Annotated in this window: 9 protein-coding genes; 6 read left to right on the forward strand and 3 right to left on the reverse strand. The window is 36.8% G+C overall.

From position 1 onward, the window contains the following. Positions 1-251 precede the first annotated feature (251 nt). On the forward strand, positions 252-1,382 hold the full coding sequence (locus tag DVR12_RS19980; RefSeq protein ID WP_116977569.1) for a terpene synthase family protein: 1,131 nt from the start codon (positions 252-254) through the stop codon (positions 1,380-1,382). Positions 1,383-1,392: 10 nt separating this feature from the next. Here the strand turns inward: DVR12_RS19980 and DVR12_RS19985 are convergent, their stop codons facing one another. Then, positions 1,393-3,147, reverse strand: a complete 1,755-nt coding sequence (locus DVR12_RS19985; protein WP_116977570.1) for a hybrid sensor histidine kinase/response regulator — start codon at positions 3,145-3,147, stop codon at positions 1,393-1,395. A 645-nt stretch (positions 3,148-3,792) separates the two neighbouring features. Here DVR12_RS19985 and DVR12_RS19990 point away from each other — a divergent pair. The 5 genes from DVR12_RS19990 to DVR12_RS20010 all read left to right on the forward strand — a co-directional run bounded on the left by DVR12_RS19990 (position 3,793) and on the right by DVR12_RS20010 (position 13,641). Then, the gene (locus DVR12_RS19990; protein WP_147323495.1) at positions 3,793-7,206 is read left to right on the forward strand and encodes a hypothetical protein; all 3,414 of its coding nucleotides are present in this window, start codon (positions 3,793-3,795) and stop codon (positions 7,204-7,206) included. A 27-nt stretch (positions 7,207-7,233) separates the two neighbouring features. Then, positions 7,234-11,655: a DUF6443 domain-containing protein gene (locus DVR12_RS19995; protein ID WP_199417156.1), complete on the forward strand. Its 4,422-nt coding sequence runs from the start codon at positions 7,234-7,236 to the stop codon at positions 11,653-11,655. A 2-nt stretch (positions 11,656-11,657) separates the two neighbouring features. Beyond that, positions 11,658-12,260, forward strand: coding sequence for a hypothetical protein (locus DVR12_RS20000; protein ID WP_116977572.1), 603 nt, complete (start codon positions 11,658-11,660; stop codon positions 12,258-12,260). A 339-nt stretch (positions 12,261-12,599) separates the two neighbouring features. Beyond that, positions 12,600-12,953 (forward strand): hypothetical protein, encoded by a 354-nt coding sequence (locus DVR12_RS27635; protein WP_158563315.1) that lies wholly within the window; start codon positions 12,600-12,602, stop codon positions 12,951-12,953. Between the two features lie 82 nt (positions 12,954-13,035). Further along, complete coding sequence (locus DVR12_RS20010) at positions 13,036-13,641, forward strand: hypothetical protein (RefSeq protein WP_116977574.1); 606 nt, start codon at positions 13,036-13,038, stop codon at positions 13,639-13,641. 110 nt (positions 13,642-13,751) lie between these two features. On the opposite strand, the gene DVR12_RS20015 is transcribed toward DVR12_RS20010, so the two are convergent. Continuing rightward, entirely contained in the window at positions 13,752-14,699 is a 948-nt protein-coding gene (locus tag DVR12_RS20015) for a glycoside hydrolase family 43 protein (RefSeq protein ID WP_116977575.1), read from the reverse strand. Between the two features lie 56 nt (positions 14,700-14,755). Continuing rightward, entirely contained in the window at positions 14,756-17,530 is a 2,775-nt protein-coding gene (locus DVR12_RS20020; RefSeq protein ID WP_116977576.1) for a TonB-dependent receptor, read from the reverse strand. Between the last annotated feature and the right edge of the window lies 1 nt (position 17,531).

The raw sequence follows: 17,531 nt of genomic DNA on the forward strand, positions 1-17,531 counted from the left end.
TTGCCATTCTCATTGACTTACTTTTCAAGACCTATAGAAAAATAGGTAAAATATTTATAAATACAATGCGTCCCCTGCTTGTTAAGCTACCATTACTTCCATTTTTTGTGAATATCCCTTATTGTCATTGAATCGTATCAGCTGGCGCAAAATACCTATGGCAGGCGTTTATAGCTGTCTAAAAACCAGGTTAACTATTTTCTGCACAACGCTTTTTTAATTCACATTTCATAACTCTAAACCCATTTTTTATGTCAATCAAGTCTACCTCCGTAGCAGAACCATTAAAGAATCTGCAGGAAGATTACCAGGCACTCGTTAATGCAGGATTCAGTTGTTCCATTGCTGCTTTTATTAATGATCGCAGGTATCCGTTAAAACAGTATTGTAAACCTTTTAGTCCGCATCCCAGGAGTGAGGAGATCATTTCAGTAGCCCGATTATTTTGTAAGGAACATGGTATTTGGTTAGATAATGCCCAGCATTATATCACTTGCCAGTTGTTTCTATATCCGTCTGCAAGTTTTGAACGTATTTTGGTCATGACAAAAAACAATGCAATTGATTATTACCTTAATGACACTATGGGTAGGGATTTGTTCAAGAATCTTTCTGCCTCAGAGCGGGAGTCGGCTGCCCAGATAATTAAGCGTATGGCGTCTCTTGATACCTCTCTAACCTTACAACCCGAAAGTGAGTTAATAGAAGAAGCTAATGTTAAAATGCTAAGGGAAATTCAAAAAAACTCATCGGAAGGGTGGTTCTCAAAGTTCCTGGAAATGTACAATTATCATATTGAGATCACTCACAGGAATTGTAATTCTTCCGCTCTGGGCTTTCAGCCAACGGTTGCCGAATACATAGATATGCGTTATCATACCAGTGGAATGCCTCATATTGTTTTGTTGTTAGAGTATGCCGAGAATAATTTCCTGGACTGGGAATGGATGGAGACTAATGGAATTGCTTCTTCTTTAGAGCGGGTGCATTGGCTTATTGCTGCTTTTGGCTGTCTGAGCAATGACATTTTCTCTTTCGAGAAAGAAGTTATAGATGAGAATACCGATGCTAACCTTCTGGCAGTAATTGCAATTAATGAGCCATCATGGCAACTTAGGGAAGTAATCTTTCATGCCACAACTATTGTTAGAAGAATATTGACCGAATACTTTGAGAAAATCCAATTCCTAAGGGTACAGATTAGCAATTTAGAAAGTATAAACATTGAAAAGGCACGTGGATTAATGCAACATTTGGAAAGTATAGAACGTTGTGTTCAGGCCAGCTGGATGTGGCAGGTATATACCAAGCGATATAAACGCAGTAATTCCATTTGGGATGAAACGCAGCTCTTTGATACTACAATTTCAAAAGCTGTATAACTCTTAATATTTATTCCTGTAGATATTCGTGACTATGTTTTACGTGTTGGTTGAGTACACGAAGCAACAGGCTTTCACTCAATGGTTTGGTAATGACATCGGCAACACCAAGCGATTGGATTTCCGTTTGCTGATATGCTTCACCGGTTACGAATACTACAGGAATATTTTTAAATCGTGGATCCGTTTTTAGATATTGTAAAGTCTTTTTTCCAGTCATTACTGGCATTTGGTCATCCAGTATAATAATATCTGGTAACCGTTTTGCTGAATAAGAAATCTCAAGTTTTTCCAGAAGTTCCTTTCCGTTTGAGCAGATCCTAACCTGGCAATCATTTTTCTGTAATGATAATTCCAATAGTTTTGAGCCCATTGGGTCATCTTCTGCAATTAGGACTTCTATGTTGCTTAGGTCATAAATTTGATTTTCAGGTTCTTCTATATCTTCCGGTTTTCCTGCTCTCAGAGGTAGGGATACAGAAAATAAGGTGGCATTATCTTCACTTTTTGCTTCTATAATTCCACCCATGGCCTTAACCTTATTTTTAACAATAAAGAGTCCAAGACCGCTACCTTGTTCGCCAGGTTTATTATCTCGTACAAATGGATCGAAGATAATATCTAGCTTTTCCTGATTGATGATACCTGTATTTTTTACCTGAATTTGCCAATGATTATCATAGCCGGTAACCATAAAATAAACAGTACTCCCTTTTGGAGAATATTTAATTGCATTTGCTAAAAGATTGGTGGCTATTTGCTGTATCTGTTGCCAATCAGATATAATCGCAGGCCCCATATTGTTTATCTCAAAAAGGATCCGGATCCTTTTTATTTTTGCAATTACTTCATTGCTGGCTATTAATTTACTGAAAAACTCTTCGGGGTTAGCTGTGCTTTCTTCTATGCAGCTGATAGCACCCGCTTCAATTTTTGCAAAATCAAGGACATTATTAATGATGTTACGGGCATTCTCACAGGCATATAATTGTTGATCAATAAATGGCTCAATACATTTTAAATGTGCATTAAGCTTAATATCCCTTTTCATAAGAGTTGCACTGAGATAGATATTATTCAGGGGAGCCCGTAATTCATGAGTTACTTCTGCAACGAAAATACGTTTAAACCTATTAGCTTTTCTAAGTTCATATACCGCATCGTTGGAAAAAATATATGGTTTACTAACTACAATAATCATAACCAATACACCAGCTATAGCCATTGATTGAATGATAAATCCAGAATTGTAACTAACAGGAATAGTCTTGAAGAAACTAAAATAATAACCAACTTGTACCATTGCCAATGTTAGTATGGCTGCAATCATGCAAATGATTCTTAATCGCTTCTGGGCAAAGATCAGACAGCTAATAGAGATTAAGAATGTAATCATGAATTGTAGTTGTATTATTCCACCAAACAAAAAACAATAAAAGGCAATTGCCGTACATTGCAGGAAGTAAAGTACCAAACCTGCCAGGATATGTTTTCTGTAATAATTAATAATGATTACACTGGCATTTATTAAGAATTCAATGATTATTGAAATAAGTACTTCACTACTTTTGGTTAATAAATAAACTATGGGTGCTATACAAAATATTGCCGTACCAATTGCCAATGAAAGAGAGTTAGTCATTACAATATTGGCTACTTGCTTTTCATCTTCTATGTCATTTGTTCCGATGTTTCGAATATAATTTATCTTACGAATAACAGCCGCTTTAAAGGAGTGTAACAGATTAAATGAATTAAATACCATTTGAGGGATGGGTTGTAGGTTATAAAAATCGTCTCTGAACTTAAAATACGAATCACTACTCCTAACTAAATTACACTAATTTAATTGAGATATATTTTTTTTTTATTGATTTTTTGGAGCAACAATATTCTTATTCAGATATTTATTAACAAAAATTCTGTTCTGAAGATAAAATCCTTGCCCTATAGTCTGTCAATAATACAAACGATGAATATACATATTTCCGGATGATGTTTTCATGATGCACTATGTCTATAGGCACTTAAATTTGGACCAAAATTTTTAATTCTACTCCCTCGATAAATAATTCGGTTTAAATGTTCTGGTCTGGTTGTATTTAAGGCTTGATTTTTTCCGATATATAAATGAAGTTATTATTATAATAGAATCAATTTTTAACAAAAAAACTTACGCATCAAGATAATTTTGATGCTTTGTTAAAATGATCTTGTACAATGTATGAACTTGCAAAATCGTTATTCTTATTGATCCTACAACTTTGATGTTATTTTTTGTATCGTGTAATCTCTATTTATTTAGTATAATTTTTTAACCCGACATATTATTGTCTAATACCTATTGAGAAGTAAGGAAACCCATGTAGCATCACTTTCCTATCTTAAGCAGTAGAATTGATTCAAAGAGATGAAGATTAAAATATTCGTTTTTAGCCTATTGTTAGCTGTTGTAGCATTGCATTCGCATGCGCAAAGTAACGATCTAATGAACCCATCGTTGGATAATATTACGCCACCGTCTCCGAATGTAAGTTCATTATTGAAATTTGGAAACATTCCGGTTGGACCATCAACAGGAATTCCACAGGTGACCATTCCCATTTACAATTTTGAAAGTAAGGCTTCAGGTTTGAAATTGGATGTTTCTCTGGATTATCATGCTGGTGGTGTGAAGGTGGGTGAGATAGGATCTAATATTGGAATTGGGTGGACTTTAAATGCAGGTGGAGTTGTTTCACGAACTATGCGCGGTTTACCAGATGAGGTAGATCTGGGCTATATTAATTGTCCAGTAGTTCCAACACAACTATTCGAAGGTAATTTGCCTCGTGCGGAAGAGGACAGACCTTTTACTAAGGTATTTTATAATACCCTTGATGCCCAGCCAGACATTTTTAGATTTAATGTCAATGGGCGCAGTGGAAGCTTTATGTATGGAAAGAACCGCGATTTCCTGATGTTGGAAATGCAAAAAATAAAAGTTGAGAAATTTGCCCAATCTATACCGATGTACTCTGCTGATAGCTCTATCACAAAATTTGTCCTGACAGATGAAAATGGAGTTAAGTATTTTTTTGAAAGTTATGAGATAACAAGCAATTATGCATTGCAGCTAACAAGGGGAAGAGATTATGTTTCTTCCTGGTTCCTTACAAAACAATTATCACCCAATAACGTCGATAGTATACTCTATACCTATGAAGATTATTCTACTCCTACTTATGTAGCAGGTAAGAGTCAAACTATCATTGAAGGAGTTGTCGATAATGGTGGGGGATCTCATAGAGAAACAAATACAGACCAGGTATTAAGCTTAAAAGGTAAAAGGATTAAGACAATAGTATTGCCTAATGGGGTTAATCTAACTTTCGATTACAGAACGGAAAATAAACCTGATTTAGTTATTTATTTCTTATTAGATAAGATAACTATTACAGGAAATAATAATAAAAGAGGGTTCTATTTGACACAGGATTATTCTCTTAATAGAGCAACTCTTAAAAAGGTAACTCCTTTTAATGGGAGTACTGAAATTAAGATGCCACCATACCAGTTTGAATATGACAGGCCTTTACCAGACAGGTTATCTAAAGAAATCGATCATTGGGGCTTTTTTACCAATCGTAGTACCGTTGTTGGTTTAATACCTTATGAACTTTTCCCGGAAAAACTTACAACATTTTATGAACTACCAGGATATAACAGAGATACCGATTCAGTGGGAGTATTAGCAGGATCCTTGAAGAAAATTATTTATCCTACCGGTGGGTCAACTGTTTTTCAAATGGAACCTAATAAGGCTTATAGCAACTGGTTGGATCAGAAGTTTACTACAACAGTACCCGGACCAGACAAAGTAAATAAAAATACTTCTGCTTATGTAGAAACCGGGCATCCTTATAAGTCAGACTTTGCTACAATATCTTATGACGGGTTATTAAATACCATGACCAATTTTAAAGTTAGTGCCCCTACTAGTGGAAGCTGTACCAGTGGTTGTAAGTTGGTATTGGAAGTTTATACCCCCACCGGAAGTTTGTTAATGTCTAAGGATTTTCCGTATTCAAATACTGATGGTATTTTTGGTACATTTTCCATTACAAATATGGTCAAAGGTGATTACAAATTTGTATTTTATACAAGTGGACTAACAGGCTTTGCTACTTATGTAGGAGTTGAGTGGGTTGAAACAATTATGCCAAATCCTGTTTCTGTGGTTTATGCGCATAAGCAACCTTTCGTTGGTGGGTTAAGAGTAAGGAAGATAGCTGATTATACCGTTGATAACGGAACTCCAATCGCAGAAAGAGAATATGAGTACTTGACTGCAGACGGCAACAAGAGTTCTGGTTCATTAGGAATTACTCCAAAATATTCTTTCTCAGCGTATTATTTTTATAGAATTACAATTGGGGCACCTCCGGGAGGAGATCAGTATGCTGATATCGGAGTTCATAATTATATAGTAAGATCCTCAAATACAATTAATGATTTAACCTATACAAATGGAAGCCCGGTTACCTATAGCAGAGTAGTCGAAAAACAAAAAAACAATGGTAGAGTAGAACGGTATTTTACCTCGTTTGAAGAGGGTGGGGCAATAGTAACCCAGTCAGCACCTTATATTCCGGCAGACTACAAACCCTGGGAATACGGATTATTAACCAAAGAACTTGTATATGATAACAATAATACTTTGGTTAAAAAGACAGAAAACGATTATCAATTACTTGAGGATAAGTATTTTCTTGATCCGGTGAGGTTCCAAAACTTTAAAGGGATATCAATACTTCCAGTCAAATATTACTTTCTGGTCGATTTTAATGTAACGTACGACTACTGGAAATATGCTACCAGACCAATCTATTTTCTAAGTAAGGAATTTTATCCTCCTGCTGGAAGAACAAACCTGATTAAAACTGCTGTTTTTAACTATGATAAGCTAGGTAATTATGTGAGGAAGGAAACAAATTCTATCTATGATATTAATAATTATTATTTAAGCTCTACCTGGAGTTTAAATAGTCTTAAGGATACGATACGCACTACATATAAATATACACCGGATCTGGTTTCAGTTGGTGCTGATTCTGCAATATATAAGGGAATGCTTCAAAAGAATATAATCAACATTCCACTGGAACAAACACATTTTATAAATAACAGACAGGTCGGATTTAATAAAAGTAACTATCATACTCCTTTCTCCGGTTTATACCTTACTAAAAATGTACAGGTGAAAAAAGGAAATGAGGCAATTGAAACCCGTATTAGTTACAGCAAGTATAATAATCGTGGCAGAAATTTAAGTATGTATAAAGATGATGGGCCTATAGTCTCATATAAATGGGGATATAATAGTCAATATGTCATAGCTGAGTGTAAAAATGCAGAAGCAGATGAATTCTATTATGAAGGCTTTGAAGAAACGGGTGTCAATGGTAATTCAAGAACGGGTACCAGATCATTCTCAGGAACTTTTACCACTGCCGATAAACTAACTCCGGGATTACGCGGGAAAACGTATAAGATCAGCTATTGGTACTATACAGCAGGAACCTGGAAATTCAGTGGCGAATTAAGTTATACTGGTCAGACTTTATCTGGTACAATAGACGATGTAAGGATTTATCCTGAATCGGCAGAACTGACAACCTACACTTTTGATCCTTTGGTTGGAGTTACTTCCGTTTCAGATGTTAGAGATATGCCTACATACTATGAATATGATATTGCCGGCAGATTGCGTTCGGTTAAAGACAAGGATGGGAAAATACTGAAATTGTATGATTATCAGTATTTGCAACCAATCACGCAATAATCATTATCCATTTTTGAAACCTATAGCATGAAAAGAATTCTGTTCTATACCTTATTAATAGCTGGCTTTAGCATTCTAAATGTAAATAGTTTATTAGCTCAAAATAAACCTGATGGGAGTATAAAACGTAAACCAGCTACTCCTGTTGCGTTACCTTCAAATGGAGCTATAAACTCCATCAATTACATAAGAACCTGGTTGCCCTCAATACCAACCAGCGATACATCTGTTGTTATCTCAAATTTGCGTACTTCAAAAGAAGTAGAAGAGTCAACAACATACTTCGATGGACTCGGCAGGCTTATACAAACAATAAACAGACGTAATAGTCCATCTGGTAAGGATCTGGTAATGCCTATGGTCTATGATGAAGTTGGAAGGCCCCAGTATAAATATCTGCCGTATGTTCCTCAAACCGGGAATATGAGTGATGGAAAGTTTAAGTCCAACCAGTTTGTGGCCCAGCAAGCTTTCTATCAGGATACTATTCTTAACCCGGCAGCCATTGGGGAAAATATATTTTATAGCCAGAATGAGTTTGATGGTTCTCCTTTAAATAAGACTGTTGCTCTTTATTCACAAGGCAATAGCTGGTCAAAAACTGGAGGAAATCACCCTCTTAAAACAGTTGAAGTTGCAAATACAACAGGCGATTCTGTTAGAATCTGGAAACAATCCCCGTCTGGCGGGCTACCAATAAGTCCGGGAATTTATGACGCTGGAGAACTTTTTAAAATAATAACAACTTCGGAGGAGGGATATCAAACTATAGATTATAAGAATAAAGAAGGAAAGATTCTTTTAAAAAAAATACAAGCGGCAGTAAATCCAGGAACCGGTCATATGGGTTGGAATTGCACGTACTATATGTATGACGATTGGAATAATTTGTGTTTCGTTATTCCGCCTTTAGCGGTACAGGGATGTATTCAGGACTGGAACTTAACAAATGTTGCACCTGGATTATGTTTTCAATACAGGTATGATAACCGTGATAGAGTAATTGTTAATAAGTTCCCAGGGGTAGATTCTACAGAAATGGTTTATGATAAACGTGATAGGGTAGTATTCGTTCGTGATGGAAATAATAAGGCCAATGGGGATTGGCATGTAACGTTTTATGATGAGCTGAATCGCCCGGTTAAAACTGCATTGTACAAAAGTAATGCTACCCGGCAATCACTGCAGGATCAAATGAATACATTGACTCAAACTACCGGTACTACTTCTTATACTTTCCCGGGAGATATGGATCTGGTGGTTGGTGTACATACTAAATCTTTATATGAAGCAACCAATAGTATTACCCTTACTGAGGGGTTTGAAGCCACTGGTGAAACCATAATACAAATCAACCCTAATTTAACTAATGGACAGGATATTGTAACAGTAAATAATCCACTACCTAATTTGCCTGATAACCTGCTGACACCCTTGACATTTGTGTTTTATGATAAATACAACTTTGCAGGTGCCCAGGCCTCAATGCCGGAATACGGAACGAAATTAAATGCTGGAAATAATCCATACGATGAACCTTTTTCTGTATCTGCTTTTCCAAAAGGATTGGTAACAGGTACAAAAACCCGCATACTTGGTACTGATCAGTGGCTGGTTACTACTAACTACTATAACGATAAAGGGCGTTTAGTTCAGGCAATCCAGGATAATGTTGCCGGAGGTAAAGATGTTACATCCAAACAATATGACTTTTCCGGGAAAGTATTAAGCATATATCTAAAACATAATAATCCTCGAAGTGGAACTGTTCCTCAGATTTCTGTACTTACCAGTTTCGGATATGATGCAGCAGGAAGGGTAATATCCATTAAGAAAAAGCTGAATGATCTGGATAGTCTGGAGAGAGTGATTGTGGTGAATGAATATGATGAGTTGTCACAGTTAAGAGCAGAACGTTTGGGCTTGAATAAGAGTGGAGTACCAATTGAAAGGATTTCATATGAATACAATATACGTGGATGGCAAAAGAGTATTAATAAAAAGTATCTGAATAACCAGTCAGATACCGCACATTTTGGACAGGAATTAAGTTATGATTATGGGTTTAAAGATTCTCTGTTTAATGGTAATGTGTCAGGAGTACGATGGAAAGGGTGGAATGACCAGTCTCCCAGGGCTTTTGGATATAACTATGACCTGGTATCCAGATTAACACATGCAGAATATAGTCAGCAGAATTCACAGAATAGCCCATGGACCAAAGATCAGATGAACTTTACAGTTGATTGGCTTACTTATGATGCGAATGGTAATATTCGTAAGATGGCGCAATACGGACTTGATGGAACAACCAGCACTCCTATTGACAGGCTGAATTATACTTATGCTAATTATAGTAATAAGCTGATGTCTGTTTATGATACCAGTACAGTAACAAGTCCGTTAGGAGATTTTAAGAATGGAACTAATTCTGGTGATGACTATGCTTACGATCCTAATGGTAATCTGATTAAAGACCTGAATAAAGGGATAACCAGTATTACCTATAATATTTTAAATCTTCCATCCGTCATACAGACAGCAAAGGGCACTATTACTTATCAATATGATGCATTGGGTGGAAAACAACGTAAAACAGTTGTAGATAACTCAGGTTCCTCTCAGAAGGTTACTGTGACAGATTATATTAATGGACTTACATATACTAATGATAGTCTTCAGCTTATCGGTCATGAAAAAGGTCGTATAAGAACTATATTCAAAACCGGGAAACCAGTAGAATATGCATATGATTACTTTGTTAAAGACAATATAGGGAATACCAGATTGGTATTAACTGAACAGAAAGACTTTAAAATGTATGCAGCAACAATGGAGCAACCAAAGGCTGCAACAGAAATGGCGTTATTCAGTAATATAGAAGAAACCAGAACACCTGTACCTGTGGGGTATCCGGATGATGGTACCGGTATTGAGAATAAATCGGTCGCTAAACTCTCGAGTAAAGAAAATGGAAAAAAAATAGGCCCATCAATTGTACTTCGTGTAATGGCCGGTGATACTCTTCAGGTAGGAAGTAAAGCATTTTTTAAATCAAATACTCCTGTCAGAAATGAGGGTAACGATATCGCAGAAAATATAGTAGCAGACCTGATTAATACATTCTCAGGAAGTGGCAAACAATCATCGGGGCATGGTGCAGGAGATCAAGCTATCGAGGTTCCATTTAATACGGATTTTTACAATAATGATTTAAAGAATTTAAAAGAGAAGGAGAATTCGAACCAGGACCCATCGAGGCCTAAAGCTTATTTAAGCTATATTTTGTTCAATGATCGTTTTGAAATGGTGGAAGAGAATAGTGGAGTTAAACAAGTGAAAAATGAACCTGATCAGCTACAGACTTTATCCTCAGATCAGGTTGTTGCCAAGCAAAGTGGATTTCTGTATGTTTACACTAGTAATGAAAGTCCTCAGGATGTGTTCTTTGATAATATCATAGTTACCCAGGAACCCGGACCAGTTTTGGAAGAAACCCACTATTATCCATTTGGACTTACAATGGCAGGAATAAGCTCCAATGCATTGAAGGGGTCAAACTATCCAGAAAACCGTTATAAATTTAGTGGAAAGGAACTTCAAACTAAGGAGTTTGGAGATAATTCCGGGTTGGAGTGGTATGATTACGGAGCCAGAATGTATGACCCACAAATTGGAAGGTGGCATGTAGTTGATCCACTAACCGAAGCATCCAGAAGATGGAGTCCATATACTTACGCATACGATAATCCTATCAGATTTATAGATTCTGATGGAATGCTGAGTTATGACTGGGTAAATAAAAAGTATGTCGATAATAATGGTCAGGAAGTAAGCAATATTGAGGCTGTACAGCAAATGGAAGGCTTCAGTGTACGTATTTATCAGGCAGATGAGAGTACTGAGACAAATAAAACAGAGAGTACTGAAAGTGTTAATCAGACAGATGGAGATAAAGTTAAAGCTCAAAGAGATAGACTGGTTAAGACAGCAGAGAAGCATGTTGGGGAGACTGCATGGGCGCTAGAAGTAAGTAAAGATAATGTAGAATCTGGTAAGTGGAAATGCAATAAATTTGTCTACGATATGTTAGTGGAAGCAGGTTTTAGTATAGGCTTGCCAAATGGAAATGGGGGGTTAGGTGGAAAATATCCTTACACGGCAAGTCAGTGGGCTGATCCTAAATTAAAAATACCGGGTTGGATAGTTGTTGCAACACCTGAACCTGGTGATATTGCAGCTTATGCGGATGCTGGTTATCATGACGCTACAGGACACGTAGGTATTTATGTAGGAAATGGAAATGGAATTTGGGCAAATAATATAGACATTCGTAAAGATCCAGTAAATCAAGCTACATGGCATACTTCGAAACCGATTATTTATCGAAGGTATGTAGGGCCAATCAATTTTTTTTCTGAAAATTATACTAAAAATCCAGTACATTAACTATGAAAAAATATTCAGCAATATTTTGTGTTTTTCTATTTGTGGCTTGCACAAATCAAAAGCCCCCAAAAAAATGTACGGATTTTCCAGCTATTCAACCAAAGTCTTATGCTGAAGTCTATAGTTCTATAGATAGTTTGACTAAAGGAAACATACAGGCTTATCTGGAACTTTCTTTTACATTAAGTGGTAACCCTGGTTTTAGAACTATGCTGAATAATCCATGTATTTATAAGCAGGGGTTGATTACTTTGCTAAAGGATACTTGTGTGAGTGATACCCATAGAGTGTTCGCTTTATATAGTTTGCAACACTTGTGTATTGATGAATACATTGAGGTGCTAACTACTGTTCAATCCTTATATGAAAACAAGAAAGTAGATGAAGAATTTATGATGAAGGCCATTGGACAGGGGTTTAGTTTAGAAGTTTGTAAAAACTATAAAAATATCCATGTACAGGAAATATTAAAAAGTGTTATGCAGACATTTAAGAACAAGAATCGTAAAAATTGGATAAACAAAATACTTACGGGAAATAGTTGGAAATATTCGAGGTCTTATTACCGAGAATCTGGAGAACCGATGCCTTGGACTTGTGATTAACTGTATTTCTGTAGATTATTTTTACTTATCATTCCAATTTATAATAAATCAAAAGGGTCTGTTTATTGACTCAATTTAGTAGTAAATGATATGAAAAAATATTCCGTCATTTTTTGTGTTTTTCTATTTTGGGGTTGTACAACCTCAAAAAAAACCAAATGCACTGATTTGCCGGCTATTCAGCCAAAGTCTTATACACAGCTTTGTACTATGATTGATAGTATTATAATTCCTAGATATCAAGTTGGCTATATAGAGTTCCCTTTTACGCTAAGAGAAGACTCTAATTTTCGAGCTATCCAGGATAATCCTTGTAGTTATAAATTGAGTTTAATTGCCATGTTGAATGATGATAATTTGGATAGAATACATAAGATGGTTGTATTGTATAGTTTACAACATCTATGCATTGATGATTACATCCCGGTACTAACAGCTGTTTATACCTTATATAAAAATAAAAAAGTAGATGAAGAATTTATGTTTACAGCTATTGTTCAGCATTTAAGTATAGAGGTGATTAAGAATTATAATAACGTTCATGTGCAGAAAGTATTAAACAACGTATTGCCACTACTCAAGGAGAAGGCTAAACAGGATAATATAAAGGAGATACTTTCAGGAAGCATTTGGAAGAACTTAAAGACTTATTATAGAGAATCTGGAGTGCCTATGCCATGGACCTGCGATTAAATATCATAGAATATATTCTCATTTCGGATTTATAATCAGCTTAAATACGCTGCTATATGATTCTAACTAGCTGCATGAAAATATGAAAAAATACATCGCAATTTTTTGTGTTTATTTATTGTGGAGTTGTACAACCTCAAAAAAAACCAAATGCACTGATTTGTCAGATATTCAGCCAAAGTCCTATGCTGAAGTCTATAGCTCTATAGATAGTCTTGTTAACCATAAATTTGTAAAAGGTTATTTAGAGTTTCCATGGAAATTAAAAGAAAACCATGGTTTTCGAACCATTCTGGGTAACCCCTGTACTTATAAATCTGGTTTAATCGCTATTCTCAAAAACGATAGTTTGGATGTAACACATAGGCTCTTCGCATTACATGGTTTGGAACGTTTGTGTATTGATGACTATATCGAGGTGTTGACTATTGTTTATGATTTATATAAGAGTAAAAAAGTCAATGAGGCATTTATGATATCAGCTATTGCTACAGAAGATTTTAGTATGGATGTTGCTAAAAATTACAAGAATATTCACTTACAGGAAATATTAAAAGATGTTCTTCATATACTTGAAAGTGAGAATCAGAAAAAATTTGTAAACAGTGTTCTTTCTGGAAAACGGTGGAAGTATTTAAAGGCTTATTACCGAGATTCTGGAGAACCGAGACCTTGGACTTGCGATTAAGTGTAATCTGTTTTAAAATTAATTGAGATCGATTTATAAAATGGCTTGAACCTGGTAAAACTTTGGTTCAAGCCATTTCTATTTGTTGAGAAGATTTAAAACTAACAATCCTATTTCCCTTTCAACCATTGAAATGAAGTACTATCAGCAACTAGCGCATCAACCCCTGATTTCATATTCTTAAACTTCAATTTTAGCATACCAGTAGCGCGTGGAGCAACTGTATCTTTAGAATGATGAGTATGTAGTACATAATACAGATTGCGCTTGTTATCCATGAAAATATCTCCATGCCCTGTTCCGTTAAATCCGATACTCTGCCGACTGATAATTGGGTTGTTTTCATATTTGGTCCACGGACCTTTTGGTGAATCTGACGTTGCGTATCCCACTGCGTAATCCTTGTTTCGGAAATCATTTGCAGAGTAGAGCAGGTAGTAGATATTTTTATGTTTTAATACAGTAGGCCCCTCTGTAACCGGCCATTCCGACTTCCAGGTATTTTCCCATTGTTCTGTTCCCGAAATACATTCTTTTTCAGTTCCTGGAATTATATCAGAGAGATCTGATTTCATTTCTGTTACAAAAATGCGATTACCCTGTTGCAGCTTTACATGATAGAGATATACCTTCCCATCGTCGTCAAAGAAGATGAATGGATCGATTTGTTTGCCTGTTCCACTGAGTGCATGAATGCTATCTTGTTTGAATGGTCCGGTAGGGCCGGAACCTTTGGCAATTGCTATCTGCTCATTGGCGGTATATGCCATGTAATACATTCCTTTATGCAGAAAAATCTGTGGTGCCCAGAACCCCTGTGAACCATATGCCTCACCACGAGTAAGGGCTAAACCTTTTGCAGGCTTCCAGCTTTTAAGATCATCAGACTCATATACCGGAAAGCCCTTTGGACTACCGGTGCCGTATAAATAGTATTTTCCTTTTACCGAAAATATTGTAGGATCGGCAAGGAAAACAGAAGGCTGCTGTGCCAGGCCTTTAGTAGCAATGCATGTCAAAAGTACTGCAATGCAAATAGAGATCTTCTGATTAATCATAGCCACTAAAGATAATAGGAATGCCCGACTTTCTATACTGCTATTCTTCCAGATACCTATCGCTCAGGTACAAAGCTCCCATCTCCGCGACGCTCCCCTGAGGCCAATTTACTGCGGATAAAGCGTTGAGGGCTCCACAACAGCTGGCAAAGGAAATACCTGCTTTTAAGATTTGAGATGGCATTGGAGTAACCTGTTACCGTCTGAGTAATTACATTGTTATTATTTTGTTGGAATGCGTCCATTACCATGAAGCTGATGATCGCATCTTTTTTCTTCAGGATGCGTTTCTCAATATTGGCATTCAGAATAAAGGGATGCTGATTGACAAACATACTGCTGGCCCTTGAGATGTTTTGTCTGGCACTGATATTCATCTTGAAATCTGGGGTAAAGAAAATAGATGCATCCAGCTGCAGGTTTAACTGATTATCAAATAATGGTCGACCAGGTTGTAATGAGTTTTTGTTGTTATTACTATTGTAAACCAGGGATGGAGCCAGATCCAACCACTTTATAGGTTTTAACATAGCAGTAAAATCGTAGCGGTTCATTTGCTGATGGGTCATTTCATGGTTGCCATCTGCCAAGTATATCTGATACCTCCATTGATTCCGTCCACCAAATCTCAGTGAGGTATTCATTAATTTAAAGTTTTTAGACAAAGTATAATCGACCGATTTATCCTCTCCGCCGGCTACATTCAGATAATAGGTTTCGGTTCGGATGGTATGAGTCTCCGAGTCTATCTGTATAAGTCTGTTAGCTCCAATGTTATTGGAAGTTTTATTGAGTGAGGTTCCAGCACTAAACAATAACCTGGCCCTGGGAATTGGATATGTATAATTCATGGAATAGTTGTTGATTATCCCATTTTTCAAATTTGGGTTGCCAATAGCTACATCAAATGGAGTAGTATAATAAGGGCTTGCACTTAATTGCAGTAATGAAGGCAGATTTACGAGCCTGTTGTAATTCAGACTTAGGGTGCCTACAGCACCAAAATCATATCGAAACATCATCCCTGGTAAAAAAACAGCTGAGTGGTTGGAAAGTGCCAGGTCTTTCATGTTAAACTTAGCATTACGCCAAATCGTTTCATAAGTGCCTCTTACATCCAGTGAAAGCTTTCCAACACTATAGGAGAGTCCTAATCTGACTGGAATTCTGTAATTGATCAACACATTATCATTACTGAGTTCATCCAGCCTCCGGGGTGGCTGGCCATGAATAAGCTCATCCCGGTAGTTGATATTTGCATTCTTATCAACTAGTGGGCTTACGTCCAATGAAAATGTATATGCCTTCTTCTTATACGATAAAACGGCTCCTATCGAGTTATTCGATGAAAGTGTCTTTTGTTGCTGCAGCAAATAAAGTGAACTATCGGGTTTGGTATTGTTAGTACTAAAAATGTCGGTATTATCGTTTCCTGATCCATTCAATTTATTAATCAAATTATTGACCTTAATTACTAATGAAACTTTGCGCCTTTCATAGAATGTAAATACGGAATTTGCCTGTAGGGTAGGAGACTGTGAATGTCTGCCCATTGCTGTCCGCTGCAGATTATCCAAAATACCAGTTTGGTTAATTTCGCGAAGATTTTCATTCTCGCTATTGATAAGATTAGCAATGAGGTTGGTCATCATTCTAAATTCCTTATTGTGTAGATCGGCGGAAACAGACAATGCATGCCTCGTATCCGTATTATCCGATTTGTTTTTGGAATTTCTTTTAAGGCTACCTTCTTTATAAAACTCTTCCGAGACCTCTTCAGATTCATTTAAATTATGAGTTCTGTAAAACTCATATAACAGGTTAAGTCCTAATTTGCCGATTTTGTCATTATAAATTACTTTCGCTGCCGTACCATTCGACCTGCCTCCGGCTGATCCGCCTCCTGATCCGCGTAGCATATATTCGGTCATGTTACTAATGGAACCTAAGGGTGTTTCTCTTGTACTGACAATCCCTGCAGGTTCCTGTATATTTGAAACATTAACGCTCCACATTCGCTGTCCATCTATTGTTTTGGCAGAACCACTTTCTTTATAACGGTCATTAGTTCCTGCCTCCAGGGCTACCAGGTACATTTGGCCGGCCGACTTATCTACTTTGGTAACAATATTCAGTGTTTGTGAGGAAGGCGCGGCAGGGGACGATTTGGGGCCAGTTCCGTCTTCATTATCCTGAATTACCTGGATACGCTCAACAATATCAGCTGGTAATTCTTTAATAGCAGCAGCTACATCTCCATCAAAATATTTCGCACCATTAAATAACGCTTTGTTAACAGGTTTTCCATTGTAACTCAATCTTCCGTTGGCATCTGTAGAAAATCCCTCCATTCGCTTCAACATATCTTCCAGGCGGGCATATTCCCTGACGATATAGTCCTTTGCCCAGAACTCAGTGGTATCGCCCCGTTGTTGTGGTCCTTTCGCAGTGGTGACTACAATCCCTTTAAGTTGCACCAGGCTTGACGTCAATATCAATGGTGGTAATACCAGAATAGGCCTGGTATCATTCAGAAAATATTTCTTGAAGAATGGATGATAGCTTGCCATCTGCACCTCAAGAGTGAAACTCTCACTATGAACTACAGGAAAGTTAAATACCCCATATTCAGAAGTAAGCGTGTGTAATGTATCTTTTGAAGAAACCAACCTTACAGCCGCAGCTGGAACAGCCTTACCCAAACTATCCCGTACAACACCATTTACACGTCTTACCGCAATCGGTTTTGACTTAGGGGTGGTGGGAAATTGAGCGAAAAGTGATGCGCCGGATAGGAACAGGAGTGCGGCAGTTAAAAGGAATTTATGCAAA

It is taken from the genome of Chitinophaga silvatica (assembly GCF_003419895.1).
Classification (GTDB): domain Bacteria; phylum Bacteroidota; class Bacteroidia; order Chitinophagales; family Chitinophagaceae; genus Chitinophaga; species Chitinophaga silvatica.